This window comes from Achromobacter maghribensis, from assembly GCF_057334215.1.
Window position 1 is genome coordinate 198,227 of the sequence record NZ_JBHFII010000005.1, and the last position, 26,339, is coordinate 224,565.

A 26,339-nucleotide genomic window follows, 5' to 3' on the forward strand; every position below is an offset into this window, starting at 1 on the left:
TGCGCGTGGTGGGCGAAGCCGGCAACGCGCAGGCGGCGCTACTGTTCCTGGCGGCATGTCTGGCCGAGGATCCCCAGGGCGACACCCTGCCCCACCTGGTGCTGATGGACCTGAACATGCCAGGCGTGGGCGGGCTGGAGCTGACGGCGCAATTGCATGAACGCTATCCCCAGATTGCCGTGCTGGTGCTATCCATGCACGACAACCCCGAATACATGGTGCAGGCGGTGAAGGCCGGCGCCCGGGGCTATCTGCTGAAGGACGAACCGGCCGAAGAGATCGTCACCGCCATCGGCGCGGTCGTGGCGGGCCGCAGCTACTTCAGCGCGGCCGTGGCCGTGCGGCTGTCCCAGGCCAGCGCCCCCGCCACCCTCCTGACGCAGCGCGAACGCGACGTGCTGCGCCACATCGCCAGCGGCCAGGCCAACAAGCAGATCGCGCAGGCGCTGGGCCTGTCCGTGCGCACGGTCGAGACGCACCGGCTGAACATCAAGCGCAAGTTGGGCATCGACGGGCAGGCCGAGCTGATCAAGTACGCCGTGGAAAACCGCGGCGTTTGAGCCCCGGGGTTCACGCCGGCGGCCTGACCCGCTGCCCGTGCTGCGGTAGACTTGCCTCCATTGCTGCGTCCCCGACGCCAGCCGACACGACACACCGCCACGACGCGCGCGCTGCCCCCAGGAGTCCCCATGTCATTGGAAAAGAACTACACCGCCATTCTCGAAGCACTAGGGGAAGACCCGTCCCGTGAAGGGCTGGCCGATACGCCGGCCCGCGCGGCCAAGGCCATGCGCCACCTGTGCCGCGGTTACGGCCAGAACCTGGACGAAATCGTCAACGGCGCGCTGTTCACGTCGGACACCCGCGAAATCGTGCTGGTCAAGAACATCGAGCTCTACTCGCTGTGCGAACACCACATGCTGCCCTTCATCGGCAAGGCGCACGTGGCCTACCTGCCGGCCGGCCGCGTGCTGGGCCTGTCCAAGGTGGCGCGCATCGTCGAAATGTACGCCCGCCGCCTGCAAATCCAGGAAAACCTCAGCCGCCAGATCGCCGAAGCCGTCCAGACCGTCACGGGCGCGGCGGGTGTGGCCGTCGTCATCGAAGCCCAGCACATGTGCATGATGATGCGTGGCGTGGAAAAGCAGAACTCGTCCATGGTCACGTCCGTGATGCTGGGTGAATTCCACGACAACCCGTCGACCCGGGCCGAATTCCTCAGCCTCATCCGATAGCAGGACCGCCACCCTTCTTTTGGCGCATATCGCGGGCCCGCCCGCTGCGACGACGATGCCGGTACACGGCACCGCCGACGCGGCAGGCGCCCCCGGCCGCTTTGGGCGCCGGGGGGTTTGGCTCCTACTGATCCAGGCATCTGGCCCTAGCGTTCTGGTCCCATCCGGGCAAACTGGCACCCAGCAAGCCGGTTGCGCCGGGGCGCGGCCGCTCTCTCTCGGAGACCACCATGAACGCGATATTCCGCCACATCCGCCGCTGCACCCTTGCCGGCCTGGCCGCCGCGCTGCTGGCCGCACCCGCCTACGCCCAGACCAAGCTGGTTGTGGGCTACCAGCTGATCGTGGGGCCGTTCCTGTCCGCCATCGCCGACGGCAGCTTCGACACCGCCCTGAAAGAGGCCGGCTACCAGGTCGACTGGCGGCAGTTCACGTCCGGCGGCGACATCTCCACCGCGCTGGCCTCCGGCAACGTGCCGGTCGGCGTTCTAGGGTCCACCGGCATCACCTCGGCGTCCACCCGGGGCGTGGACATGCAGTTGTTCTGGGTCCTGGACAACATCGGAAAATCCGAAGCGCTGGTCGTCCGCAACGGTTCCGGCATCAACAGCACCGCCGACCTGAAAGGCAAGCGCGTGGCCACGCCGTTCGTGTCGACCTCGCACTTCCATCTGCTGGTGGGCCTGGAGCAGGTCTGGAAGATCGCGCCGCGCGACGTGCGCATCCTGAACATGCAGCCCCCGCAGATCGTGGCGGCCTGGCAGCGCGGCGACATCGATGCCGCCTATGTCTGGCCGCCCGCGTTGACTGAAATCGCCAAGAGCGGAAAGATCATCGCGGACTCCCAGCAGATCGGGGCCGCCAGCGTGCCAACCTTCGACGGTATCGTGGTGGATCGCGCCTGGGCCGCCAAGCATCCCAAGTTCATGGCCGCGTTTACCGGCGTGCTGGCCAAGTCCTACGCCGACTATCGCGCCAACGGCGCCAAGTGGACCGCCGAATCGCCCCAGGTCAAGGGCATCGTGCGCCTCATCGGCGGCAAGCCGGACGACGTCGTCGAAGCGCTGGGCCTGCTGGTGTTCCCCACCGCGCAGGAACAAGCCTCGAACGAATGGTTGGGCGGCGGCAAGGAATCGGGCGCGGCGCGGGCCTTTGCGGCAAGCGCCACGTTCCTGAAGGACCAGAAGCAGATCGACCGCGCGCTGGCCGACTACAGCCCGCACGTCACCGACCAGTACGCGAAAGCCGCGGCCAAGTAAGCGGCCCGGCGCGCCTGAAGGGGAGCCCGCATGACCATGCCGTCCACCTCCGCCGCGCAGCGCCTATGCGCGGAACAAGTCAGCGTCACCTATCCCGGCCTGCACGATAGCGGGCCGGTGATTGCGCTGCAAAACGTCAACCTGACCATCCAGCCCGGCGAATTCGTCGTAGCGCTGGGCGCCTCGGGCTGCGGCAAGACCACCTTGCTAAGCCTGCTGGCCGGATTCCTGTCGCCCACCGAGGGGGAAATCACGCTGGGCGGCCAGCCCATCGTCGGCCCCGGCGCCGACCGCGGCGTCGTCTTCCAGAAGCACGCCCTGCTGCCCTGGCTGAACGTGCTGGAGAACACCGAGTTCGGACTGAAGCTTCAAGGCGTGGACAAAGAGACGCGCCGCGCCCGCGCCCGCCGCAATCTGGAACTGGTGGGGTTGCAGGATTTTCACCGCCACATGATCTATCAGTTGTCCGGCGGCATGCAGCAACGCGTGGGCATCGCGCGCGCGCTGACCTGCGACCCCGCCATGCTGTTGATGGACGAGCCGATGGCGGCGCTGGACGCACTGACGCGCGAGACCATCCAGGAGCTGCTGCTGGATATCTGGCGGCAGACCAGCAAGATGTTCTTCTTCATCACCCATAGCGTGGAAGAGGCGCTCTTCCTGGGGTCGCGGCTGATCGTCATGTCGCCTCGCCCGGGCCGCATCACGCACACCTTCACGCCGGACTTCAACCGGCGCTACCTGGAGACCCGCGATGGCCGTGGCATCAAATCCAGTCCCGACTTCATCGCCATGCGCGAACAAGTCCTTGGCATCATCTACGGCGACGAGCGCGCCGCCGCCTCGCCCGAAGTCGTCCATGTCTAGGAACCGGTCCGGGCATAAGCCCGCGACGCCGGGGATGGTCTACGGCGCGCCGGGCGCCGGCTACAGCGGGCACATCAGCCTGATCACCAGCCTGGCGCTGATCGCCCTGTGGTTCCTGGTGACCAGCGCCGGCTGGGTGCGGCCGCTGTTCCTGCCGTCCCCGATTGCCGTGTACGACAAGTTCGTGTCGGCCATGACGGACGGCGTCGCCAATTCCACCCTGGCCGAACATGCGCTGGCCAGCCTGACGCGCGTCTTCGGCGCCTTCTTCCTGGCCTGCCTGACCGCCATTCCAGTCGGCATCCTGATGGGCGTGAACCGCTATGCGCGCGGCATCTTCGACCCGCCCATCGAGTTCTACCGCCCTTTGCCGCCGCTGGCCTATCTGCCGCTGATCATCATCTGGTTCGGCATCGGCGAGTTTCCGAAGATCCTGCTGATTTATCTGGCCATCTTCGCGCCCATGGCGATCGCCGCCCGCGCCGGGGTGCGGTCGGTCTCCATCGAGCAGATCCATGCCGCCTACGCGATGGGCGGCACGCGAATGCAGATTGTCTGGCACGTGATTTTGAAGGCGGCCATGCCCGAGATCTTCACCGGCATGCGCATCGGCATCGGGGTGGGATGGACCACGCTGGTCGCCGCCGAAATGGTGGCCGCCGACCGGGGCCTGGGATTCATGGTGCTGAACGCCGCCCAATTCCTGGCCAGCGACACCGTCATCATGGGCATTATCGTGATCGGCGTGTTCGCGTTCGCCTTTGACTTGCTGGTGCGCTACCTGGAGAAATTCGCCATCCCCTGGAAGGGACGCATCTAGGACATTCCAAACAGGGCAATCCCCCATTTCTTCGCCCTGGCGGCTCCTCTATCCTGAGGCTCAGATCCGGAACCCGACCCCGCACGCGTCCTGCGCCGGGGTCCCGCATCGCCTTCACAAGGAGCCGTCATGTCCAGCCAGGCCTCGATGCTCAAGCCTGTGTTGTGGGAACGCCTGTTTGAAAGGGAAAGCGCGCCCAACCTCAGCCTGCAGGGCCGCGTGCGCCAGATGCTGGTATCGGCCATTCTCAGCGGCCATCTGCCCCCCGGGATGCCGGTGCCGTCCAGCCGGCAACTGGCCGACCAGTTGCGCATCGCGCGCAACACCGTCGTTTTCGCGTATCAACAACTGGTCAGCGAGGGATACCTGGTGTCGCGCGAACGCAGCGGCCACTTTGTGTGCGATTCCGTCATGCAGGGGCATCCCGGTTCCGCCTCCGATGCCATCCCCCCCGCCCCGCTGACCGATGCGCCCGATCCGCGGCGCGTGCGGTGGGACGAACGGCTGCGCTTCCGGCCATCGCGGCAACGCAACATCACCAAGCCGCAAGACTGGCAGAAACAGCCCTACCCCTTCGTCTACGGCCAGTTCGACCCCGACCTGTTTCCCACCGCCGAATGGCGCGAATGCTGCATCAAGGCGCTGTCCGTGCTGGACATCCGCAGCTGGGCGCCCGACCTCATCACCCACGACGACCCGACCCTGATCGAGCAGATCCGCACCCAGGTGTTGCCGCGCCGTGGCGTCTGGGCCGACGCCGAGGAAATCGTCATCACCGTCGGCGCGCAGCATGCGCTTTACCTGTTGGCCGACCTGCTCGTCAACGACGACACCGTGGTCGGCATGGAAGACCCCGGGTATCCCGATGCCCGCAATATCTTCGCCAGCCACACGCGCAACCTGCTGCCGTTGCCCGTGGACGAACGCGGCCTGTGCACGGGCACGCACCTGCTGGGCTGTGACTATGTGTTCGTCACGCCGGGCCACCAATGCCCCACCACGGTCACGCTGGCGCTGGAGCGCCGCGAAAGCCTGCTGGCATTGGCGCGCCAGGCCGACAGCATGATCATCGAAGACGATTTCGAAAGCGAAAGCCGTTGGGGCGAAGGCGCGATCCCCGCGCTGAAAAGCCTGGACCGCGACGGCCGCGTCATCTATGTCGGCAGCCTGGCCAAATCGTTCGCGCCGGGCCTGCGCATCGGCTATATCGTTGCCCCGCGCGAACTGACGAGCGAACTGCGGGCCCTGCGCCGGCTCATGCTGCGCCACCCGTCGGCCTATATCCAGCGCGCCTTCTCGCTGTTCATCTCGTTGGGCCATCACCATTCCCTGTTGCGCAAGCAGTCGCAGGCCTACCAGAAACGCGGCGCCGAGCTGGCGCAGGCCCTGGCGCGGCATCTGCCCGACTTCAAGGCGATTCCCATCACGGGGTCATCGTCCTGCTGGCTGGCCGGACCGCCGTGGCTGGATGCCGCCGCGCTGTCCGAAGCCGCGTTGGCGGAAGGCGTGGTCGTAGAACCCGGGAACGTGTTTTTCATGAACGGCGACGACGCGCCACGCAACTACCTGCGCGTGGGCTTCACGTCGATCCGGCCCGAACATATCGGGCCGGGGATCGAAAAGCTGGCACAGGTCGTGCACCGTTACCGCCTGCGCACAGCGGCGTAGGCGGCCCGAACGCCCGTTTGAAGTCCAGGGTTACAGGTGTTCGTCCCGCAGGTGGTACCAGCGGTACAGCAAGCCCTGGCCGATCCGGCGGAACGGCGCGAACAAGTGCCCCGGCAGTGGCGAATCGTAGATGGGCAGGTCCCAGGCCAGGCCATCCTTGCCCATCATCCGTTCGGCCAGCCGCCTGCCCGCGTGGGCCGAAAACGCCACGCCATTGCCGCCATAGCCGAACGCGTAGTACACGGGCAGCGCCGGATCCGGCTGCGTCACGCGCGGCATCATGTCGTGGCTGACGTCCACCCAGCCCCACCAGGAATACGCGACGTCCACGCCGCGCAACGACGGGAATTTGCGCGCCAGGCCTTCACGCAGCAACGCCAGATGGCGCGGGTGCTCGGCATCGGCGCCGCGTAGCGCGCTGCGGCTGCCGATCTGCATGCGGCCGTCCGGCAGCAAACGGTAGTAGAAACGCAGGGTGCGCGTATCGGTGATGAATACGGTGCTCTTCAACCCTGCCGCCTCGCGTTCGGCCGGCGACAGCACCCGCGTCACCAGCGAATTCGACAGCACCGGCATGATGCGGTTGTCCAGCAACGGGTTCACGCCCTGCGCGGTGTAGCCGCCGGTCGCGAACGCCACGCGGCGCGCGCGCACCACGCCCCCCGGCGTCTCCAGCAGGATGACGCCGTTTTCCTTGCGCCAGCCCAGCACGGGGCTGGATGGATGCACGCGCACACCCAGCGCCCGCGCCTGGCGCAGGTAGCCATAGGCCAGCTTCAGCGGGTGCACGCCCACGCCATCGGGCTCGTGCATGGCGCCGACGGCTTCATGGTCGTCGACATAGCGTTCGCGCAGTTCGGCCTTGCCAAGCATCCTGGCGTCGTAGCCGAACACCTCGCGCATCACGCGAGCCTCGTTCTCCAGGAACCCCATCTTCTTCTGGCGATGCGCCGTGTACAGATGGCCGCCCGGCTGCGCATCGCAGTCCACTTGCGCGACCAGGCTCTTCCAGTATTCGAAACCCTCGCGGATCTCCGCATCCAGGCGGCGGGCGGTGTCCAGCCCCCAGCGCTCGATCCATTGCGAACGGTACAGGCGGCCCGATGCGTTCTGCCCCTGGCCGCCGTTGCGGCTGGTGCAGCCCCAGACGACGCGGTTGGCTTCCAGCACCACCGCCCGCACGCCGAAGTCGCGCGCCAGGGTCAACGCGGCCGACAGGCCGGTGAAGCCCGAGCCAACGATGACCATGTCGGCATCGACATCGCCCTGGATCGGGCCGTCGTCCTCGGGCGGATCGCCAGCGCTGGCGACCCAATAGGTCGGCGCATAGTCCTGGCCCCGGCCTGGCGGGGACACCAGCGGGTCATAGGTCGGGTTGTAGGCGTTGGCCCCTGGGGTGGCCGCACGGGGCGGGCGTGAGGTGTCGAAGGGCATTTGGGTATCCATGCTTCGAATCCGTGTCCTGGGTGTTTCCGGAAAGATCCCGGAGTGCTTCCGAGGCCCGAGGCGGGGCCTCAGGCACGGGCCGGCAAAGCCGGGCGCTGCTTGCGGAACGCGTTCTTGACGCGGATCTTGCCGTCCTGGAACGTGAAGACGTCGACCATGTCGGCCTCCACTCTTGATCCATCGGCGGCGGTGCCGGTGAACGTGCATTCGGATACGCCGCGATCACCCGCCACCCAATGCCGGCCGTTGTTCCATTGCGCATCCGGAAAGTTCTTCCAGGCGGCGGCGAAGGCCGTGCGGACGGCCTGCGTGCCGGTGTGCCGGCTGCCGCACGCATCCGGACCGCCCACGGTCTCGAACACGCAGTCTTCGCTCATGAAACTCATCAAGGCATCGATGTCGTGGCGGTTCCATGCAGCCGCGAATTCGGCCAGCATCTCCACGGTGACGGTCTTGTGCATTGCCTACCCTCCAATAGACGCCAGCGCGGCATGCGCCTGCGTACAGGATCCAAGGTACGAGAGCGGTCCGGCAGGGTCTAGAACCAGAAACGGGAAATCGCTTGCACCAGTCACGGGGCCGTGGCGGGCGTGAGCAATGCGGACACTTGCCGCGGATCGATGGCGTCGCGCAAGCCGATGAACACCACCCCCGGTGCGTCCAGGCCATCAGGCGGCGCCGCCTGCGTGTCATACCGCACGCGGCGGCCCGCCCACTGCACCAGCACCAGCCCGTGCCGGTCCGTGCGCACCCACCCCTTCGCCCTTAACAACTGCCGGGGCATTTGCCGAAGCTGCGCCGCCAGCCAGTCGGCGTTCAGCGTGCCCGGCGCCTGCCAGAGCCAGCTCTGAAACGGATGGTCGGGGTCCGTCTGCGGCATCGCGCAATGATGCGCGGCGTGGCCGCAACCGGCATGCCCGCAATCGTGGACGGACGCGCCCGGCAAGGCCTCGCCGGACAGATAACGCAGATCGACGCGCCCTTCCCGGGTGTCGACCATGGCGGCGCCTTGCGTCATGCCACGCAGCCACTCGCGCACCCGCCCCAGGTCTTCCGGCGTGACGAGGTCGGTCTTGTTCAGCACCAGCAGATCGGCCGCCCGCAATTGCCGTGCGACCGTATCGCTTAACAGCGGATCATCGGCCAGGGCCCGCACGTTCGCGGCGTCCACCAGCACCACCACGCCCTCCAATTGCAGCAGCGGGTCGCACATGCCGACCTGTGCGATGCGCGACGGGTCCGACACCCCGCTGGCCTCGATCACGATCCATTCCGGCGGTGGGTCCAATGCCAGCACGCGCGCCAGCGCATCGTCCAGGCCGCCGGCCATCGAACAGCAGACGCAGCCATTGGCCAATCGGATCACCTCGTCCGCGCGCTGCGCGATCAGGCCGGCATCGATGTCGATCGGACCGAAGTCGTTGACCAGCACCGCCGCCCGGCGGCGGCTGGCGCTAAGCACATGATTCAACAGCGTGGTCTTGCCCGCCCCCAGAAAGCCGCCCACGACGGTCAGCGGGATGCGCGTCGCGCCGATGGCGGCCATGTCAGGCGCCCTCCAGCGCCAGCGGCCGCCCGCCGATAACGGTGCCCCGCACGGCGATGTCTTTCAACTGGTCGGCGGGCACCGTCGCAGGATCGTCTTCCAGCACGCAGAAGTCGGCGTACTTGCCCACTTCTATCGAGCCGACCAGATGATCCATGTGCAGGGTATAGGCCGCGCCCAACGTGACGGCATGCAGCGCCGCGTCCACGCTGATCCGCTCGGACTCGCCCAGCACCCGGCCGGAGGCGGTCAGGCGGTTGGCTGCGCACCAGGCGGTGAACAACGGCCCCAGCGGCGTGATGGGGGCATCGGAGTGGATCGAAAACGGCACGCCCGCCCGCGCCGCCGAGGCGCAGGCGTCCATGCGGTTGGCGCGGTCCGGCCCCATGGTGAGCGCGTAATGGGCGTCGCCCCAATAGTAGATGTGGTTGGCGAACAGGTTGGCGCACATGCCCAGGCTGGCCATCCGCCGGAACTGCGCCGCGTCGGCCATCTGGCAATGCTGCAGCGTGTGCCGGTGATCGCGGCGCGGCGTGCGGCGCAGGGCCAGGTCCACGGCCTCGATCGCACGTTGCGTCGCTTCGTCGCCGTTGGTGTGGATATGCAGCTGCACGCCGGCGTCATGATAGGCCTGGACGGTGGCGTCCAGTTCGGCCGGCGCGATAACCCAGATGCCGTTGGGCGCGCCGTTGTAGTAGCCCGGCCAGCGCACCCGGGCGGTGAAGCCCTGGATCGACCCGTCCACCACCAGCTTGACCATGCCCAGATGCAGCTTGTCGTGGTTCAGCCGCTTGGCCGCCGCCAGCTTCTCCAGGCAGCGCGCCGGATCGCCCGCGTAGGTCAGCGCCGAGGCGGCGGGCACGATGCGCACGGGATAATCGGCTTCGGCCGTAATGCGCGCCAGCGTCGCCACGCCTTCGTCGCCCAGTTCATTGACCAGGTCCGTCGCGGTGGTCACGCCCGCCCACTGCGCCACCTTGCCGAACATGCGCAGCCCGTCTTCCGACAGCCCCACCGTGCGGAACGGGCTGCCGATCAGGCGCATGACCGGGAACATGGCGGCAAATTCGCAAAGCTCGCCGCTGGGCCGGCCGTCTTCCAGGCGCGTCACGCCTTCGATGTCGGTGTCGCGGTCGATGCCGGCGCGCGCGAGCATCGGCGTATTCACATTCATCAAATGCATGCTGGCGTGCATGATGACGATGGGCCGTTCGGGCGACACGCGGTCCAGGTCCTGGACGCGCATCCGTTGGCCGTCGAAGAAGATCGGATCAAACCCCCAGCCGATCAGGGTTTCGCCCGCTGGCAGGCTGCGTTCGGCCTCGCGCAGGCGGCCGGCGACCGCGTCAAAGCTCTTCAGCCCGCTCCACAGGCGGCCATCCGGCCCGCGGCGGTCGTAGTAGCCCACGTACACGAATTTCCACATGCCGCCTTCGGGCAAGTGGCAATGCCCCTCGACCAGCCCAGGCATCAGCACCCTGTCCGCATACCGGTCATCCACGTCGGCCGGCCCCCAGCCGGCCAGGTCCTCCCGGCTGCCCACGCCCAGGATGCGGCCGTCCCGCACGGCGACGTGCGTGGCGCGCGGCTGGGCCGGATTCATGGTCAGGATGCTGCGGGCGGCGTAGATCGTCGTATTGCCTTCGGGCCGGGTCATCGCGGGTTCCTTATGATGGTTGGGATCAGCCCGCAAGCGGCGCGACCAGCGCGCCATCGCGGACCGTTACGAAATGGCAGGCGACACGGTGGCCGGGCACCACCTCGCGCAATTCGGGCTCGCGCAAAGAACAGTCAGGCTGCGCGGCCGGGCAACGGCCGGCGAAACGACAGCCCGGCGGCGGGTTCACCGGGCTGGGCGGGTCGCCCATCAGCCGCACGCGACGGGCGGCGGATTCGCGGCCGCCCTTTACCGTTGGCACGGCCGACATCAGCGCCACGCTGTACGGATGCAGCGGGCGCGTGAAAAAGGCGCGACGCGACGCCTGTTCAATGATCTTGCCCAGGTACATCACCGCGATGTCGTCGCAGATGTGCTCGACCACGGCCATGTCGTGCGAAATGAACAAAAACGATTGCCCCTGCTCGCGCTGGATCCGGCGCAGCAGGTTCAGGATCTGCGCCCGGATGGCGATATCCAGCGCCGACACGGGTTCGTCGCAGACGATCAGGTCGGGTGCGCTGGCCAGCGCCCGGGCCACGTTCAAGCGCTGCCGCTGGCCACCGGAAAACTGGTGCGGAAACAGCTGGCGTTGTTCGGGGCGCAGGCCGACCAGCTCGAACATCTTGGCGACGCGCGCTTCACGCCCGCCGGGCGGGTCGATGCGCATCAGGTCCAGCGGCGCCCGCACGATGTCCTCGGCGCGCTGGCGCGGGTTCAGCGACGAATACGGGTCCTGGAACACCAGTTGCAGCCGGCGGCGCATCTGCCGCAACGACGATCCGTTCAGGGCGGTCAGGTCCGTTCCGTCAAAATGGATGGCGCCCGAAGTCGGATCCGCCAACCGCAACACCGACAGAGCCGTCGTGGTCTTGCCGGAGCCGGACTCGCCCACGATCGCGAGCGTGCGCCCGCGCGCCAGATCGAACGACACGCCGTCGACGGCCTTGACCACCACGGGTTTACCGTCGCGGCCCTTGCCACCCACCGGGAAATGCACGGCCAGGTTCCGGACCGACAGCAATGCGGGAACGTGCGGCTGCGCCATCATGCAGTCTCCTGATAGAGCCAACAGGCCACGTCCTGGCCCTCGGCCACGCGCGCCAATGGCGGGAACTCGGTCCGACAGCGCGCAAGCGACTGGCTGCAACGGTCCAGAAAGGGGCACCCCACGCCGCGGTCCCACACGGACGGCACCACGCCGGGGATCTCGGGCAGGTCCGGGCGGATATCGTCCGGCTCGCGGTCCAGTTCGGGCAGGCAGGCGATCAGCCCTTGGGTGTACGGATGGCGCGGATGCGACAGGATCTGCCGCACGCCGCCCTGCTCCACCACGCGCCCGCCATACATGACCACGACGCGATCGGCCATCTCGGACACCGCGCCCATGTCATGCGTGATCAGCAGCACGGCGGTGCCGCGCCGCGCCTGCTGCTCGCGCAGCAGATCGAATATTTGCGCCTGCACGGTGACGTCCAGCGCCGTGGTGGGTTCGTCCGCGATCAGCACGTCCGGGTCGCACGCCAGCGCGATGGCGATCATCACCCGCTGGCGCATGCCGCCCGACATCTGATGCGGATAATCGTCCACGCGCCGCTCGGGCACGGGTATGCCCACCGACTTCAGCATGTCGATGGCGCGCGCGCGGGCGTCCGCTTTGCTCAGCCCCTGGTGCAGCCGCAAGGGCTCGGCGATCTGATCGCCGACCGTGTAGACGGGATTCAGCGCGGTCATGGGTTCCTGAAAGATCATTGAGATCTTGTTGCCGCGCACGCGCCGCATCGCCTCGTCGTCGTGCAGCGCCAGATCCGCGCCCGACAACCGGACGCGGCCCGCGCCGATCCGGCCCAGCGCGGGAATCAGCCGCATGATGGCCAGCGCCGTCATGCTCTTGCCGCAACCGGACTCGCCCACCAGGCACAGGGTCTCGCCGGCGCGCAGCTCGAAGCTGACCTGGCTCAAGACCTCCGCCACCCGGCCGCGCGCGCGAAACTCCAGGCTGAGCGACTCGACTTCCAGGGCGGGGACGTCCAGGCGCGCGTTCATGACCGCCCCCGCGACGTGGGGTTCAACGCATCGTTCAGCCCGTCGCCAATCAGGCTGACGGCCAGCACGGTCAGGAAGATGGCGGCGCCGGGCAACGTCACGGCCCACCAGGCCGTCAGGATGTACGGACGATTGCTGCCGATCATCAGCCCCCAGCTCATGATGTTGGGATCGCCCAGCCCCAGAAACGACAGGCCCGCCTCGAACAGGATCGCCGTGCCAATGGCCAGCGTGGCAGACACGATCAGCGGCGCCAGCGCATTGGGCAGGATCACCCGCCAGATGATGCGCGCATCGCTCGCCCCGATCACGCGTTCGGCCAGCACGTATTCGCGCCGTTTCAAACGCAGGAATTCGCCCCGCGCCAGCCGCGCGGTGCCCGTCCAGCTGACTACGCCGATCGCCACGGCAATGGTGGCCAGCGACGGCGTGAACAGCGTCACCAGCACCATGGCGAAGAGCAAGGTGGGCAGCACCTGGAAGAACTCGGTAATGCGCATCAGTGTTTCGTCGACCCAGCCGCCGTAGTAGCCGGCCAGCGCGCCGACCGTCAGGCCGATGGCCATCGACAGCACCGCGGCCACCACCCCCACCAGCAGGGTCGCCCGCCCGCCATAGACCATGCCGGTCAGCACGTCGCGGCCCAGGTAGTCGGTGCCCAGCAGCCTCTCGCCGCCGGGGGGATCCATCGGCGCGCTGGCGATTTCAAACGGGTCCGCCTGCATCAGCATCGGCCCGAAGATCGTCACCGCCAGGATGAGCGTCAACAGCAGCACGCCGAATACCGCCGACGGATTGCGGACGAACACCCGCAGGGCCTCGTAAGACTGCTTGGCCGGCGCGCGCGACGGCGTGGCCGCCACGGGGGCAAGGGGAATGACGGAAGGCGCTTGGCTCATGATGTCTTGATCCTGGGATCGATCAGGCGGTACGCCAGATCCGTTAGCTGATTCATCACCACAACGAGAAGCGACGCGAACAGCAGAATGCCCAGCAGCGTCGGATAATCCCGCCGAAGCACCGAGTCGAACGCCAGCCGCCCCAACCCCGGCCAATTGAAGACCGTCTCGACCAGGATCGCGCCGGCCAGCACGTTGCCGAACTGCAAGCCCAGCATCGTCACCACCGGCAGCACGCCGTTGCGCAGGGCATGCTTGTACAGGACCGAACGTTCCGGCAAGCCTTTGGCGCGCGCCGTGCGGATGTAGTCGGCGGACAGCGCCTCCATGACGCTGGCCCGCGCCAGGCGGCTGTACTGCGCCAGATAGACGAACGCCAGCGTGAACGCCGGCAGCACCAGGTGATGCAGCACGTCTTGCACCCCCGCCCAGCCGTCTTGCGGGCCGCCCGCCGAGCGCATGTCGGACACCGGGAAGATCGGCAATGCGGATGCGAACAGGATGATGAGGATGATGCCCGTCCAGAACACGGGCGCCGAATACCCCACGACCGACAGCAGCGTGATGCCCTGCGACAGGGGCCCGTTCGGCTTCCTGGCGGCCAGCGTGCCCAGCAGCGTGCCCACGATGAACGCGCTGAATACCGACGTCACCACCAGCAGCAGCGTGGCGGGCACGCGTTCCCAGATCAGGTGCGCCACCGGCACGTTGAAGAAGTAGGAATAGCCCAGGTCGCCCCGCAGCACCTGCGCCAGGTACAGGCCCAGTTGCACCAGGAAAGGCTTGTCCAGCCCGTACTGCGTGCGCAACTGCGCCCGCAGGTCTTCGCTGATGCCGCCCATGGAACCCGCGATGGTCTCGACGGGATCGCCGGGCGAGATGTGGATCAACAGGAAGTTCAGTGTCACCACGGCCAGCAACAGCAAGCCCGCGTAGGCAAGGCGACGCAAGAGAAAACGCAGCATGGCAGCCTCGTCTTATTGCAGGTAGACATCGTCCAGCGGCGACAGCACGCCCCAGATCCCGTCTGGCATGCCATGCACTTTCTTGGACGTCAGGGTGTGGTACGGAATGACCGTCAGGAAATCGATCGGCACATCCTCGGTGACCAGGCGCTGGAACTCGGCGTACTGCGCGCGCCGCTTCTCCACATCGGTCTCCATGCCCGCCTGCGCCAGCAGCGCATCGACCTTCGGATTGGAGTAAGACTGCGTGTTGGTCCAGATGATGTCGCGGATATTGGTCGACAGGTAAGTGCGGTGCACGCCGATGACCGGGTCGCCCCAGTTGAAGACGATGTCCGTCGTCATGTCGAAATCATGGCTGGCGATGCGCTTGGCCCAGGTCGGGAAATCGGGCGAGGCGCGAACCTGCACCGCGATGCCCACCTTCTTCAGCTGGCTGCGCAGGTATTCCGCCACGTTCTTGCCCTGCACGTCCGAACCCGGCATGTAGTCGACCGTCAGCGTCAGGCGTTCGCCCTTGGCATCCTTCTTGAACCCGGCCTCTTCCAGCAACTGCTCCGACTTCTTCAGGTCAAGCGGGTACTTCTTCACGTCAGGCGTCGCAAAGGGACTGGTGCCGACGATGGGCCCGTCGGCAGGCTTGGCGAAGCCCGCATTCAACGCCTTGGTGATGAAACCCTTGTCGGTCGCGTACGCAATGGCCTGCCGCACGCGCACATCGTTCAACGGCTTGCGCGCGGTATTGAAAGCCAGCCAGCTCAACGCGCCGATGCCTTCGTAACCTTGGTTGGTCATGACGATGGCGGCGTTTTCCTTGGCGCGGCGCAAGATGGTCGGCTCGGTCATGAAGGGCAACACCCCGATGTCCCCGCGCTCAAGTCCGATCAACAGATTGGTGGCATCCGGATTGATCTTCACCACAATGCGATCCAGATAAGGCTTTCCCGGCAGGAAGAACTTGTCGAAACGTTCCAGCACGATCTCTTGCCCCGGCTTGAACTCCTTGAACTTGAACGGCCCGGAACCCACCACATCCGTCGAATTCCGGGGATGGGTCTTGATGTCCTGGCCGTCGTCGTAGATGTGCTTGGGCAGCACCGGCATCAGCGCCGGCGACAACGCCAGGAGAATCGCCGGATGCGGTTGGCTCATGCGCAGCACGGCCGTGTAGGGGTCGGGCGTGTCCACGGTTTGCACCGGCGCGAACATCGTCTGGAACGGGTGGTTGTTCTTGACCGCCATGACCGAAAATGCAACATCCGCCGATGTGACGGGCTTGCCGTCATGGAACACGGCGTCCTTGCGCAGATGCAGGGTCAGGGACTTGCCGTCGGGCGCCAGTTCCCAGGACTCGGCCAGGTAGGGTTGCGGCTTCCAGTCGGCGTCGTAGCGCAACGGGCTGGCAAAGAGCTGCGCGCTGGGCAAGGCCGTCGCGGTGCCCGATTGCACCGCGCCGTTCAGGTGCCGCGGCACCTGCGTGGACCCCACCACCAGCGTGCCGCCGGGTTTGGGCGCATCCGCCGCGACGGCGCCACCCGCCATCGCCATCACCGCCAGAATCGTTGCAAAGCCTTGTCTTGCGCTGCGCATGATTTTTCCCTTGATGTGTTTGCCGCCAGGCCATTCATTGGATGGCTTTCACACTAGCGTAGCGATCCCATGGACCAAGCCTTAGTACCAAACGGCCAGAGTCTTTGGTGCCAGCGTGGCCATGGCAGGCTCAAGAAAGGCTGGCTAGGTTCGCGGCGACCGCGCGCGCATACAGGACCGCCACCGCGCAGCTGTTGACCCGCGCCTGCATGGAGTCGGACCGGCTTGTCAGCAGCACCGGCACGCGCGTGCCCAGGACCAGCCCGGCCGTCCCCGCGCCCGCCAGCCAGGTCAGCTCCTTGTAGAGCATGTTGCCGGCTTCAATGTCCGGCACCAGCAAGATGTCGGCATCACCGGCCACGCGCGACACGATGCCCTTCTGCTCCGCGGCGTCGCGCGAGATCGCGTTGTCGAACGCCAACGGCCCGTCGATATCGCCCCCGCGGATCTGCTGGCGATCGGCCATTTTCGACAGCGCGGCGGCGTCCAGCGTGGCGGGCATCGACGGATTGACGGATTCGGTGGCGCACAACACGGCAAGCTTCGGGCGCGGCACGCCCAACGCCCGCGCCAGATCGATGGCGTTCTGGGCGATGTCCGCCTTCTCCTGCAAGGTGGGGGCAATGTTGACGGCCGCGTCCGTCAGGATGAACCACTTGGGATACGCCTCGACCGCCATGACAAAAGCGTGGCTGATGCGGCGCTCGGTGCGCAGCCCGGACTCGCGCGACACCACGGCCGACATGAAGTGGTCCGTGTGCAGGCTGCCTTTCATCAGCATGCCGACGGCGCCGTCGCGCGCCAACGCCGCGGCAGCGCGCGCGGCAAGCTTCTCGTCCTCCGGGGTGTCCACGATTTCCACCCCGCCGGGGCTGACGCCCATCTCGGCCAGCAGGGCCGCGATGCGGCGCGCCGGGCCCACCAGCACCGGGTCGATGTAGCCGGCGTCCCGCGCCTGGATCGCCGCGCCCAGGCTCGACGGACACAAGGGATAAGCCACTGCGGTACGCTGCCGCCCGGCCAATAGCGCGGCATCGCGCAGGGGTTCGAACAATCGGTCGATTGCCATGGGTACGTGCTCCTGCCGCGGATGTCCGCAAGCATCGGTCAACCCTTGACGGGTTCGATCGACAGCGGCACTTCGCCTGAATGGAACGGCTGGTTCACGTACTGCTTGTACTTGTCCAGCAGGCGCAGCGGCTGCTTGAGCGCGTCGCGCCGGAACGGGTCGCCCAGCTCCTGGCTGACCATCATCTCCAGCACGGTGGTCTTGCCTTCCGACTGTGCCTTGCATGCCGCCTGCAACGCGGCGCCCACCTGATCGGCGTGTTCGACGCGGATGCCTTCGGCGCCCATTGCCCGCGCCAGTTCGGCGAAGTTCGGGTTGAGCAGGTTGCTGCCCACGAATCGGCGCCCGTAGAAGTCCACCTGGTTCTTCTTTTCCGCGCCCCATTGCCCGTTATGGAACACCACGGCGGTCACCGGAATCTTCTCGCGCACGCAGGTCAGCAATTCCTGGAAACTCATGCACCAGGCGCCATCGCCCACATAGGCCACGGCCGGCCGGTCCGGGCGCCCCAGCTTGGCGCCGATCAGCGCGGGCAACGCATAGCCGCAATTGCCGAAACTCATCGCGGCCAGCATGGAATTGGGCTCATCGAAACGCAGATAGCTGTTGGAGACCGAGCAGATGTTGCCGATGTCGGTGGACACCATCACATGCTTGGGCATCGCGCGTTCCAGCTCGCGCAGCATGCGGCGCGGGTGCATGCGGCCGCCGCCCTGTTCGATGATGTCCAGGCTCCAGTCATCGCGTTCGTGCGACCACCCGTCCAGTTCCTTTTCCCATTCGGCCTTTTGCGAGGCGATCTGGTCGCCACGCGCCGCCTTGGTCCGGGTGCAGGCTACCTCGCGGCCCTTCAGCTTGGCGGTCAGCGCCGCAGCGGCGGGCCGCGCGTCGCCGCAGATGCCGACCGACACCGGGCGCACCAGGCCCAGCATGCGGTGGTCGGCGTCCACCTGGATGATGCGGGCGCCTTGCGGCCAATAGTCCAGGCCGTGCTGCGGCAAGGTGCCGAAGGGTCCCAACCGCGTGCCCAGCGCCAGCACCACGTCGGCTTGCGACAGCAGCTTCATGCCGGCCTTGGCGCCTTGGTAGCCCAACGGCCCGCACCACAGCGGATGACTGGCGGGGAAGGCGTCGTTATGTAGATAACTGGTCACGACCGGCGCGCCCAGCAGTTCGGCCAAGGCCACGCATTCGGCCTGGCCTTCCGAGAACAGCACGCCGCCACCGGCAACGATGACCGGGAACTTGGCCTCGGCCAACAGTCGGGCCGCCGCTTCCAGGTCTTCTTCCGAGCCCGGCCCGCGACGGATACGGCGCGGCTCGGGAATGGCCACGTCGATCTCGCCATAGAAGTAGTCGCGCGGAATGTTCAACTGCGCCGGGCCGCGCTCGGCCAACGCGGTGTCGAAGGCCTTGGCCGTGAATTCCGCCATGCGGTCCGGACGATTCACGTGCGCCTGGTACTTGGTAATGCGAGAAAAAATGGGCAGTTGTTCGGTCTCCTGGAAGCCGCCCAGGCCCATGCCGGACGTGCCGGTTTCGGGCGTGATCGCCACCACCGGGCTGTGCGCCCAGTACGCCGCGGCCACCCCCGTCACGAAGTTGGTGATGCCGGGGCCGTTCTGCGCGATGCACACGCCATGGCGGCCGGTCACGCGCGAGTAGCCGTCCGCCATGTGCGCGGCGCCCTGCTCGTGCACCGTGGGCACGAAGCGGATGCCCGCGGCGGGAAACAGGTCCAGCGCGTCCATGAAGGCCGAACCGACAATGCCGAATACGTCTTTGACGCCCTGCGCGACCAGCGTTTCGACAAAGGCTTCGCTGGGGGTCATGTGTTGCTTGCTGCTCATGGTCTCTCTCCTGGCAGGCCGGCGCTTGTGTGGTTGCATCGTGGCCGGGGTGAATCGATACTGCCGGAGAAAACCCGCCCGTCCCACCCCCTGGCGTTTCATTTTCTGCAAAATCCGTGCGACGATAGGTCGTTGGCCGCCGAATCTTCAAATATTGAAAGATGAAAGACGAATCCTCCGCCGCTTTGCGCGCGCTGACCTTGCTGGAACAGGTCGCCCGCTCCGAAACCCCCGTATCGTTGGCCGCGCTGACTGACGCCACCGGCCTGCCCAAGCCGTCCGTGCTGCGCATCCTGACGCGGCTGGTCGAAGCCGGCATGCTGCTGCGCGAGCCCGCTGGCAAAAGCTATGTCAGCGGCCCGCGGCTAAGCGCCCTGGCACGCGAAACCCTGCTGAATTCGCCATTGCGCGGGGAGCGCCACCGCATCCTGGACAGCCTGGTCGATGAAATCGGCGAAACCTGCAACTGCACCATGCTGGATGGCGACGAAGTCATCTATCTGGATCGGGTGGAAACGGCCTGGCCGCTACGCGTGAACCTGCAGACGGGCTCGCGGGTGCCGCTGCACTGTTCGGCCAGCGGCAAACTGTTCCTGGCCCACATGCGGCGTGAATCGCGCGCGCGCCTGCTGGCCGCCGCCCCCTTGCCGCGCTACACGCCCAACACCCTGTGCGACGTCGCCTCGCTTGAGCAGGAGTTGCGCGCCATCAAGAAGGAAGGCGCCAGCTTCGACCGCGAGGAGTTCCTGCTGGGCATCGTCTGCATGGCCGTCCCCATCCTGCATGGTCCGCGCGTCATCGCGGCAGTCGCGCTGCACGCGCCGGTGGCCCGGTTGTCCATCGACGGCGCGCGAGCCTGGCTGCCGCGCATGCAGGAAGCGGCCCGAGCGCTGGCCGGCACGTACGAACCGCAGCCGTAACCGCAACGGGCGCCCAGGCCGGGCACGATGATGCCCGCGCCCGGCAACGTTATCGGTCCCCGTTTTTTATGCCGTGCCAGCTTGCCTCGCGACGGCCGGGCGGGGGCCAGGGCTTACACTGTCGGTCGACTCAGTTTTTCGCGTTTTTTGCGATCCCCTTATTGTGACCCACACGCCCTTCTCCTCCCTGCCCCTCTTGCCCGCCCTGCTCGACAACCTGCAAAGCCTGGGGTTCGAGCAAATGACGCCCATCCAGGCGCAAAGCCTGCCGCTTATCCTGGAAGGCCGCGACATCATCGCGCAGGCCAAGACCGGCAGCGGCAAGACCGCGGCGTTCGGCCTGGGCGTACTGCAAAAGCTGGACGCAAGCCAGTTGACGCCGCAGGCGCTGCTGGTGTGCCCCACCCGCGAACTGGCCGACCAGGTGGCGCAGGAACTGCGCCGGCTGGCGCGCCTGATCCCGAACGTCAAGATCCTGACTCTGTGCGGCGGCGCGGCCGCCCGCCCCCAGGCCGAATCGCTGGCGCGCGGCGCCCACCTGGTCGTCGGCACGCCCGGCCGCATCCAGGACCACCTGACGCGCGGCAGCCTGGACTTGTCCGGCCTGACCACGCTGGTGCTGGATGAAGCCGACCGCATGGTCGACATGGGCTTCTACGACGACATCGTCGCCATCGCCTCGCACTGCCCGGCCAAGCGCCAGACGCTGCTGTTTTCGGCCACCTACCCGGACAACATCCGCAAACTCAGCGCCCGCTTCCTGCGCAACCCCGCCGAAGTCAAGGTAGAGGCGCAGCACGACGCCAGCCGCATCGAGCAGATCTTCTACGAGATCGACGGCAAAGACCGCCTGGATGCCGTGGCCCGCCTGCTGGCGCATTTCCGCCCGGTTTCCACGCTGGCCTTCTGCAACACCAAGGTTCGCAGCCATGACCTGGTGGAACGGCTGCAGGCCGACGGCATCAGCGCCCAGGCCCTGAACGGCGACCTGGAACAGCGCGAGCGCGACGAGATCCTGATCCAGTTCGCCAACCAGAGTTGCGCCGTGCTGGTCGCCACCGATGTCGCCGCCCGCGGGCTGGACATCCAGAACCTGGGCGCCGTCATCAACGTGGACGTCACCAAGGACACCGAAGTACACGTTCACCGCATCGGCCGTAGCGGCCGGGGCGACCAGAAGGGCCTGGCGCTCAGCCTGTGTTCGCCCGACGAAATGCGTTGGGCCAACCTGGTCGAGCAATACCAGGGCTCGCCCCTGAAGTGGGGCGACATCAAATCCCTGAAGCCCAAGGCGGATCGCCCCCTGCGCGCGCCGATGGTCACGCTGTGCATCCAGGGCGGCAAGAAAGACAAGCTGCGCCCGGGCGACTTGCTGGGCGCCCTGACGGGCGATGGCGGCCTGACCTTCGAACAGGTCGGCAAGATCAACATCACTGAATTCAATTCCTACGTTGCGCTGGACCGCCAGATCGCCAAGCAAGTGTTCTCGCGCGTGTCCAACAGCAACATCAAGGGCCGCCGCTTCCGCATGCGGTTCCTTGAAGAATTCTGATTGCTGCCGGGTCAGGTTTTTTTACGGTGAAGCGGTAGAAAGACCGCGATGATTGCTTGATGATTTTGCTCGGGTTTTGCCATAATGGCCCCGCCCTGCCCGGCGTTTCCGCTCCCATCGCGGCGCGCCGGCTGCGGAACCAAAGGTCAACGGCGTGCTCCAACGAGCCGCTGTCCCCTTAACCATCACAAGAGAAACCCACCATGATCAAGTCCGACGATACCGGCAAGCTGATCCTGCGCCTGACCCTCGGCATTCTGATTCTGCTCCATGGCCTGTCCAAATTGATGGGCGGCGGCGTCACCGGCATCAGCGGCATGCTGTCGTCGCACGGGCTGCCCGGCTTTTTGGCCTATGGCGTCTATATCGGCGAGATCATCGCGCCGGTACTGCTCATCATCGGCGTCTACACCCGTCTGGGCGGCCTGGTAATCGCCGTCAATATGGTGGTTGCGATCATGCTGGCCCATACCGGCCAGTTGGGCAGCACCACCAACAACGGCGGCTGGGCTCTGGAACTGCAAGGCATGTTCCTCTTCACCGCCCTGGCCATCGCCTTCATGGGCGCCGGCCGATTCAGCCTGGCCGGCAACGGCGGCCGCTGGAACTGACACGCGGGACCGCGTGGCGCCGATTGACGGCGCCAGGCACGAAAAACGGGGTCGCTCAGGCGGCCCCGTGGCTTTTCCAGCAGAGATTGATACGAACGACATGCGCTGTCACTCAGGCGCAAACATCCGTCACCGGAAAGCTGTTTCGGAACGATTACAGGCGCGAACTCGGGCCTGAGGGTATGGCCTAATCCGTATCAGCGCATCAGGCACTGCATCGCACGCCCGGCGCTGGTTTGGAGTGACCAAAATGAAGAAGCGTCTGCTGGTGGTCCTGGCAATAGCCAGTTCGTTGACGGGATGCGTGGTGGTCCCGGCCCGCCCGGGCTACTACCGCCCGGCCCCCGTCTATTACACGCCGCACTACTATTACCCGGCGTATCCCGCCCCGCATTATTACTATCGCGGATATTGATCCTCGCCACCGAGGCGATCAGGAACAGCCATGACATATTCCGTCCGGATTTCCCGCGTGCGGCCCTTGGCCACCGCAGCCCTGCTGGCAGCCTGTGCCAGCGCGGCGGCGCAGACCTACGCCCCGCCGCCCCCGCCCGAGGCGCCCGCCGCCCCGGCCTATGACGGCAGCGACCCCGCCAATGTCAACCTGGCGCTGGTGGACCGCAGCCCCGAACCGCCGCCGCCCCTGCCCGTCTACGTGCAGCCACCCGCGCCCGCCGACGGCTACATGTGGGTGCCCGGCTACTGGAGCCGCAACCGCTACGGCTTTTTCTGGGTGCCCGGCGCCTGGGTGATGGCGCCTTATAACGGCGCGCTCTGGACGCCTGGGTACTGGGGCTTCGTGAACGGCCTGTATATCTGGAACGCCGGCTATTGGGGCCCCCACGTGGGGTTCTATGGTGGCATCAACTATGGCTTCGGTTATGTCGGTATCGGCTACGTCGGCGGCTATTGGAAACGCGACCGCTTCTACTACAACCGGTCGGTGACCAACGTGAACGTCACCCGCGTGACCAACGTCTACAACCACACCGTCATCGTCAATAACGTCGACAACCGTCGCGTCAGCTATCACGGCGGCCCCGATGGCATCCGCCGCAGCGCCGACCCGCGCGAGCTCGCCGCCCGCAAGGACCGCCACGCGCCGCCCACCGACATCCAGCGCGGCTTCGTGCGCGATGCCGGCAACAACCGCGCGCAGTTTTACGAACACAACAAGGGCCGTCCGCCCCAGGCGTTCGTTGACCATCCGAACAACAATGGCCGTCCGTCCGACTCGCAGCGCCCCGACATGCAACGCCCGGGCGGGGATGGACGCCCGGGGAACGGGCGGGATCAAGGGCACGACAATCGCCAGGGCGCCGGCGCGCCCAATGGTGCACCCGCTTCCAATATGACCGGCGGCCCCAACGCCGGGCGCGGCCAGAATGGCAATCAGAATGGACGGCCCGGCTCGGACGGCCGCCCAGGCGACGCCACGCCGCAGCGCGGTCCGCAACAGAATCCGGGGCAGACCGTCACGGGCACCTCGCGCCCGCAATCGCCAGCGCCGCAGCAGGCGCGGGATCCCGGGCGGGATCAGCAGCAGCAACAACAGCAACAACGCGCACAGCAGCAGCAAGCCCGCGATCAACAAGCCCGCGAACAGCAATCTCGTGAACAACAGCAATCTCGCCAGCAACAAGCGCGCGATCAGCAAGCGCAACAGGCGGCGCGGCAACAACAAGACCGCGACCAGCAACAGCAGGCACGGCAAGCGCGCGAGCAACAGCAGGCGCGTCAGCAGCAGGCGCGCGAATCGCAGCAACAGCAAGCGCGCGAACAGCAGCATCAACAGCGCCAGCAGGCGCAGCAACAAGCCCAGCAGCAAGCCCAACAGCAAGCACGCCAGCAGGCTTCGTCCCGGCCTGAGAACCGCCCGCCGCAACAAGGCGGTGGAGGCGGCGGCGGTGGCGGCGGCCGCGAGGCGCAACGCGGCGAGGGCAAGGGCGGGCCCAACCGCGACTGAACTGGACCCGCGCAAACGACGGGACTACAGTAGGCACTTTGCTGCGGTCCCGCCCCGCGGCGCATTGGATACCGGAGCTTTCCTATGAATCGCCTTGTTTCTTGCTTGATGCTCTGCGGCGTGCTGGCCGGCACGTCGGCGCAGGCTGCCTTGAACGTGGGCGCGCCCGCCCCCGACTTCAGCACGCAGGCTTCCCTGGGCGGCAACGTCTTCAACTTCAAGCTGGCCGAAGCCCTGAAGCAGGGGCCGGTCGTGCTGTATTTCTTCCCGGCCGCGTTTTCGAAGGGCTGCACGATCGAAGCGCACAACTTCGCCGAAGCCACGGATGAGTACAAGTCGTTGGGTGCCACCGTCATTGGGGTGTCGACCGACAACATCGACACTCTGAACAAGTTTTCGGTCAGCGAATGCCGCAGCAAGTTTGCCGTGGCGGCCGATGGCGACGGCAAGATCATGAAAGCTTATGACGCCGTGCACGACAAGCGTCCCGAGTACGCGCAACGGGTGTCCTATGTGATCTCGCCGCAAGGCAAGATCCTTTATGAATTCACGGACATGAACCCGGATTCGCACGTCGCCAACACCATGCGCGCGCTGCGCGACTGGAAGGCCAAGCAATAACGGGGATTCGCCCCGGGCGGCGCCCGGGGTGCGGCGATGGCGCCTTAATTGAACGGCCAGACCGGAGGATGCGTCCCGGGCGGACTGGACGGACGCGTCCAACGAGCGGGCGTTTCCGAGAACCGCGCGGCATGGCGCACAGCCAACAGTTCACCGAAGCCCGACGGTTCGGTCTCCAGCAAGCCTTCGAACCCCGGCATCTGACAGGCAAGCCCGCCCTCGACCCTCCCCAGGCTGCGCAGCCAATGCGCGGTCTGCGCCAGCGACACGCGGACATGCCAGCTGCCGCCTTCGGTCACCTGCCGCGCCAGCGCGGCTTGCGCGCCAAACGCCATCAGGTATCCCGACGCATGGTCCAGGATCTGCATGGGCAGCGGTTTCGGCGTTTCTTGCCCCGCGGCCTGCGCCTCGGCATGGTTAAAGCCGGTTGCCGTCTGCACCAGGGAATCGAAGCCGCGGCGGTTGGCCCAAGGGCCGACATTGCCGTAGGCAGACAGCGACACATAAACGATGCCCGGCCGGATGCGCGCGGCATCCTGGGGGCCAAAGCCCAACGCAGCCATGCCGCCGGGCCGGTATCCCTGCACGAACACGTGCGCGCTACGCAGCAGGTTGCCCAGCGCGATGCGGCCGTCCGCCGTGTCCAGATCGGCCAGCACGGACAACTTGCCGCGGCTGGTGTCGATGATGTTGTCGATATTGGGCAACTGCGGCGAATTCACCAGCATCACGTCGGCGCCATAGGCGGCCAGCGCCCGCCCGCAGACCGGCCCCGCGATGATGCGGGTCAGGTCAAGCACGCGGATGTCCTTCAGCGGACGCGCATCGTGCCCGAACTTGGGCAAGGGGCGAGGATCGGCTTCGCCGATGCGCTCGATCGTCATCAAGGGTTGGGAGGCAATCGCCTGGCCCTGCGCGTGGTGGTCCCATTCGTCGAAGCTGCGCATGGCGGACACCACCATGCCGGCATCCGCGGCGACTTGCTCGAAATCCAGTGCCTTCCAGCGGCTCAACGCGCGCTCCACGGTTTCGCGCGTGGTGCCCTCGCCGGTTGGACAGCCCAGCAACGCCAACGCGCCGTCGCGATGATGCGCGAAATTGGCGTGGATACGCACCCAGCCCCCGTCCCCGCAGCGATACACGCCGCTGATGGGATCCCATGGGTTGGGCGTCACGCCGTTGATCTTGAAGTGGCTGCGGCATTCTTGCGCGGCATGCAGCATGTCGACGCTGACCTGCTGCCGGGCGCCGCCCCGCAGGTGCCACAGTTCGGCCGCAGCCAAGGCGGCGGCGGCCATGCTGGCCTGCGCCGCAGTGCCCACCGCGAACGACGAGGGCAACACTGGCTCGGCGCCGGTCAGCAGCACGTGCTCCAGCGACTCGCCGGGAAGGTCAAGTGAACGCCAAAGCGCTTGCAGGACGTCGCGGGACGTCTTGCCGGCGGGTGTGCGTCCTCTCAGAAAGGACGGGCGGAGGTCCATCAGATTTCCCATAGCGTTCACTTTGCTTTCGTCGTTAATGGCATTACATGGCCCAGGGCCAAGCGCGTCAATACGTCCGCAGCGCCAGCGTGTTTCATGGTTTGACCGCGACGGGACGGCATAAGCGCAGCCTTGGCCCTGTACCCCGCTCCCCTCCCGACGTGAATCCCCCGTCACATCTACTCGTAGTTTTTACATCGTCTTCCAAGACCGGGCCGCAAGCTAGAATGCCAGCCTGACTGGCCGGACCGCTTGTCCGCCGATCTCGCCC

At 66.6% G+C, this 26,339-nt stretch carries 24 protein-coding genes; 12 read left to right on the top strand and 12 right to left on the bottom strand.

Translation table 11 applies throughout. The features are described 5' to 3' along the window. The 6 genes from ACE039_RS02440 to pdxR form a co-directional block, all read left to right on the top strand. A partial coding sequence (locus ACE039_RS02440; protein WP_485821599.1) for a LuxR C-terminal-related transcriptional regulator occupies positions 1 to 560 on the top strand: 560 nt, incomplete at its 5' end. Between the two features lie 129 nt (positions 561 to 689). Further along, on the top strand, positions 690 to 1,235 hold the full coding sequence (gene folE, locus ACE039_RS02445; protein WP_105557148.1) for a GTP cyclohydrolase I FolE: 546 nt from the start codon (positions 690 to 692) through the stop codon (positions 1,233 to 1,235). 230 nt (positions 1,236 to 1,465) lie between these two features. Then, positions 1,466 to 2,494, top strand: coding sequence for a taurine ABC transporter substrate-binding protein (tauA, locus tag ACE039_RS02450; RefSeq protein ID WP_485821600.1), 1,029 nt, complete (start codon positions 1,466 to 1,468; stop codon positions 2,492 to 2,494). A 30-nt stretch (positions 2,495 to 2,524) separates the two neighbouring features. Further along, on the top strand, positions 2,525 to 3,361 hold the full coding sequence (locus ACE039_RS02455) for a taurine ABC transporter ATP-binding protein (RefSeq protein ID WP_105557146.1): 837 nt from the start codon (positions 2,525 to 2,527) through the stop codon (positions 3,359 to 3,361). Continuing rightward, entirely contained in the window at positions 3,354 to 4,181 is an 828-nt protein-coding gene (locus tag ACE039_RS02460; protein ID WP_105557145.1) for an ABC transporter permease subunit, read from the top strand. The genes ACE039_RS02455 and ACE039_RS02460 overlap by 8 nt, the downstream gene beginning before the upstream one ends. 129 nt (positions 4,182 to 4,310) lie before the next feature. After that, complete coding sequence (pdxR, locus tag ACE039_RS02465; RefSeq protein ID WP_485821601.1) at positions 4,311 to 5,849, top strand: MocR-like pyridoxine biosynthesis transcription factor PdxR; 1,539 nt, start codon at positions 4,311 to 4,313, stop codon at positions 5,847 to 5,849. A 30-nt stretch (positions 5,850 to 5,879) separates the two neighbouring features. On the opposite strand, the gene ACE039_RS02470 is transcribed toward pdxR, so the two are convergent. The 11 genes from ACE039_RS02470 to xsc form a co-directional block, all read right to left on the bottom strand. Next, complete coding sequence (locus ACE039_RS02470) at positions 5,880 to 7,295, bottom strand: NAD(P)/FAD-dependent oxidoreductase (RefSeq protein WP_105557143.1); 1,416 nt, start codon at positions 7,293 to 7,295, stop codon at positions 5,880 to 5,882. 68 nt (positions 7,296 to 7,363) lie between these two features. After that, complete coding sequence (locus tag ACE039_RS02475) at positions 7,364 to 7,756, bottom strand: nuclear transport factor 2 family protein (protein WP_313463378.1); 393 nt, start codon at positions 7,754 to 7,756, stop codon at positions 7,364 to 7,366. Positions 7,757 to 7,866: 110 nt separating this feature from the next. Next, a complete protein-coding gene (locus ACE039_RS02480; RefSeq protein ID WP_485821602.1) occupies positions 7,867 to 8,841 on the bottom strand; it encodes a CobW family GTP-binding protein in 975 nt (324 codons plus the stop codon). A 1-nt stretch (position 8,842) separates the two neighbouring features. Next, positions 8,843 to 10,498: an amidohydrolase gene (locus ACE039_RS02485; protein ID WP_313463375.1), complete on the bottom strand. Its 1,656-nt coding sequence runs from the start codon at positions 10,496 to 10,498 to the stop codon at positions 8,843 to 8,845. Between the two features lie 25 nt (positions 10,499 to 10,523). Next, a complete protein-coding gene (locus ACE039_RS02490) occupies positions 10,524 to 11,549 on the bottom strand; it encodes an ABC transporter ATP-binding protein (protein ID WP_310027735.1) in 1,026 nt (341 codons plus the stop codon). Beyond that, positions 11,546 to 12,544: an ABC transporter ATP-binding protein gene (locus ACE039_RS02495; protein ID WP_485821603.1), complete on the bottom strand. Its 999-nt coding sequence runs from the start codon at positions 12,542 to 12,544 to the stop codon at positions 11,546 to 11,548. The genes ACE039_RS02490 and ACE039_RS02495 overlap by 4 nt, the downstream gene beginning before the upstream one ends. Then, a complete protein-coding gene (locus ACE039_RS02500) occupies positions 12,541 to 13,443 on the bottom strand; it encodes an ABC transporter permease (RefSeq protein ID WP_310027733.1) in 903 nt (300 codons plus the stop codon). Before ACE039_RS02500 ends, ACE039_RS02495 begins: the two co-directional genes overlap by 4 nt. Next, positions 13,440 to 14,408 carry an ABC transporter permease gene (locus ACE039_RS02505; protein WP_448711372.1) on the bottom strand — a complete coding sequence of 323 codons (969 nt, stop codon included), beginning with the start codon at positions 14,406 to 14,408 and terminating at the stop codon, positions 13,440 to 13,442. The genes ACE039_RS02500 and ACE039_RS02505 overlap by 4 nt, the downstream gene beginning before the upstream one ends. Positions 14,409 to 14,420: 12 nt before the next feature. Beyond that, the gene (locus tag ACE039_RS02510) at positions 14,421 to 15,998 is read right to left on the bottom strand and encodes an ABC transporter substrate-binding protein (protein ID WP_485811905.1); all 1,578 of its coding nucleotides are present in this window, start codon (positions 15,996 to 15,998) and stop codon (positions 14,421 to 14,423) included. Between the two features lie 130 nt (positions 15,999 to 16,128). Next, positions 16,129 to 17,067, bottom strand: a complete 939-nt coding sequence (locus ACE039_RS02515; protein ID WP_485821604.1) for a bifunctional enoyl-CoA hydratase/phosphate acetyltransferase — start codon at positions 17,065 to 17,067, stop codon at positions 16,129 to 16,131. A 38-nt stretch (positions 17,068 to 17,105) separates the two neighbouring features. Next, a complete protein-coding gene (gene xsc, locus ACE039_RS02520; RefSeq protein ID WP_485821605.1) occupies positions 17,106 to 18,917 on the bottom strand; it encodes a sulfoacetaldehyde acetyltransferase in 1,812 nt (603 codons plus the stop codon). A gap of 161 nt (positions 18,918 to 19,078) precedes the next feature. Here xsc and ACE039_RS02525 point away from each other — a divergent pair, with 161 nt between their 5' ends. From ACE039_RS02525 to ACE039_RS02550, 6 genes are all read left to right on the top strand, one after another. Next, positions 19,079 to 19,837, top strand: coding sequence for an IclR family transcriptional regulator (locus ACE039_RS02525; RefSeq protein WP_105557134.1), 759 nt, complete (start codon positions 19,079 to 19,081; stop codon positions 19,835 to 19,837). Between the two features lie 163 nt (positions 19,838 to 20,000). Beyond that, positions 20,001 to 21,389, top strand: coding sequence for an ATP-dependent RNA helicase DbpA (gene dbpA / locus ACE039_RS02530; protein WP_105557133.1), 1,389 nt, complete (start codon positions 20,001 to 20,003; stop codon positions 21,387 to 21,389). A 203-nt stretch (positions 21,390 to 21,592) separates the two neighbouring features. Next, on the top strand, positions 21,593 to 22,000 hold the full coding sequence (locus tag ACE039_RS02535) for a DoxX family protein (RefSeq protein WP_485821606.1): 408 nt from the start codon (positions 21,593 to 21,595) through the stop codon (positions 21,998 to 22,000). A gap of 250 nt (positions 22,001 to 22,250) precedes the next feature. Then, the gene (locus tag ACE039_RS02540) at positions 22,251 to 22,415 is read left to right on the top strand and encodes a hypothetical protein (RefSeq protein WP_416025045.1); all 165 of its coding nucleotides are present in this window, start codon (positions 22,251 to 22,253) and stop codon (positions 22,413 to 22,415) included. 30 nt (positions 22,416 to 22,445) lie between these two features. Then, a complete protein-coding gene (locus ACE039_RS02545; protein ID WP_485821607.1) occupies positions 22,446 to 23,966 on the top strand; it encodes an adenylate cyclase in 1,521 nt (506 codons plus the stop codon). 84 nt (positions 23,967 to 24,050) lie between these two features. After that, positions 24,051 to 24,587, top strand: coding sequence for a peroxiredoxin (locus ACE039_RS02550; protein WP_105559627.1), 537 nt, complete (start codon positions 24,051 to 24,053; stop codon positions 24,585 to 24,587). Positions 24,588 to 24,631: 44 nt separating this feature from the next. Here the strand turns inward: ACE039_RS02550 and ACE039_RS02555 are convergent, their stop codons facing one another. Continuing rightward, the gene (locus ACE039_RS02555; protein WP_105559628.1) at positions 24,632 to 26,080 is read right to left on the bottom strand and encodes a CoA transferase; all 1,449 of its coding nucleotides are present in this window, start codon (positions 26,078 to 26,080) and stop codon (positions 24,632 to 24,634) included. Between the last annotated feature and the right edge of the window lie 259 nt (positions 26,081 to 26,339).

Bases quoted from the DNA above. Each gene is read 5' to 3' on its own strand.
- folE (WP_105557148.1), top strand. From the start codon at position 690: ATGTCATTGGAAAAGAACTACACCGCCATTCTCGAAGCACTAGGGGAA.
- tauA (WP_485821600.1), top strand. From the start codon at position 1,466: ATGAACGCGATATTCCGCCACATCCGCCGCTGCACCCTTGCCGGCCTG.
- ACE039_RS02455 (WP_105557146.1), top strand. From the start codon at position 2,525: ATGACCATGCCGTCCACCTCCGCCGCGCAGCGCCTATGCGCGGAACAA.
- ACE039_RS02460 (WP_105557145.1), top strand. From the start codon at position 3,354: ATGTCTAGGAACCGGTCCGGGCATAAGCCCGCGACGCCGGGGATGGTC.
- pdxR (WP_485821601.1), top strand. From the start codon at position 4,311: ATGTCCAGCCAGGCCTCGATGCTCAAGCCTGTGTTGTGGGAACGCCTG.
- ACE039_RS02470 (WP_105557143.1), bottom strand. From the start codon at position 7,295: ATGGATACCCAAATGCCCTTCGACACCTCACGCCCGCCCCGTGCGGCC.
- ACE039_RS02475 (WP_313463378.1), bottom strand. From the start codon at position 7,756: ATGCACAAGACCGTCACCGTGGAGATGCTGGCCGAATTCGCGGCTGCA.
- ACE039_RS02480 (WP_485821602.1), bottom strand. From the start codon at position 8,841: ATGGCCGCCATCGGCGCGACGCGCATCCCGCTGACCGTCGTGGGCGGC.
- ACE039_RS02485 (WP_313463375.1), bottom strand. From the start codon at position 10,498: ATGACCCGGCCCGAAGGCAATACGACGATCTACGCCGCCCGCAGCATC.
- ACE039_RS02490 (WP_310027735.1), bottom strand. From the start codon at position 11,549: ATGATGGCGCAGCCGCACGTTCCCGCATTGCTGTCGGTCCGGAACCTG.
- ACE039_RS02495 (WP_485821603.1), bottom strand. From the start codon at position 12,544: ATGAACGCGCGCCTGGACGTCCCCGCCCTGGAAGTCGAGTCGCTCAGC.
- ACE039_RS02500 (WP_310027733.1), bottom strand. From the start codon at position 13,443: ATGAGCCAAGCGCCTTCCGTCATTCCCCTTGCCCCCGTGGCGGCCACG.
- ACE039_RS02505 (WP_448711372.1), bottom strand. From the start codon at position 14,408: ATGCTGCGTTTTCTCTTGCGTCGCCTTGCCTACGCGGGCTTGCTGTTG.
- ACE039_RS02510 (WP_485811905.1), bottom strand. From the start codon at position 15,998: ATGCGCAGCGCAAGACAAGGCTTTGCAACGATTCTGGCGGTGATGGCG.
- ACE039_RS02515 (WP_485821604.1), bottom strand. From the start codon at position 17,067: ATGGCAATCGACCGATTGTTCGAACCCCTGCGCGATGCCGCGCTATTG.
- xsc (WP_485821605.1), bottom strand. From the start codon at position 18,917: ATGAGCAGCAAGCAACACATGACCCCCAGCGAAGCCTTTGTCGAAACG.
- ACE039_RS02525 (WP_105557134.1), top strand. From the start codon at position 19,079: ATGAAAGACGAATCCTCCGCCGCTTTGCGCGCGCTGACCTTGCTGGAA.
- ACE039_RS02535 (WP_485821606.1), top strand. From the start codon at position 21,593: ATGATCAAGTCCGACGATACCGGCAAGCTGATCCTGCGCCTGACCCTC.
- ACE039_RS02540 (WP_416025045.1), top strand. From the start codon at position 22,251: ATGAAGAAGCGTCTGCTGGTGGTCCTGGCAATAGCCAGTTCGTTGACG.
- ACE039_RS02545 (WP_485821607.1), top strand. From the start codon at position 22,446: ATGACATATTCCGTCCGGATTTCCCGCGTGCGGCCCTTGGCCACCGCA.
- ACE039_RS02550 (WP_105559627.1), top strand. From the start codon at position 24,051: ATGAATCGCCTTGTTTCTTGCTTGATGCTCTGCGGCGTGCTGGCCGGC.
- ACE039_RS02555 (WP_105559628.1), bottom strand. From the start codon at position 26,080: ATGGGAAATCTGATGGACCTCCGCCCGTCCTTTCTGAGAGGACGCACA.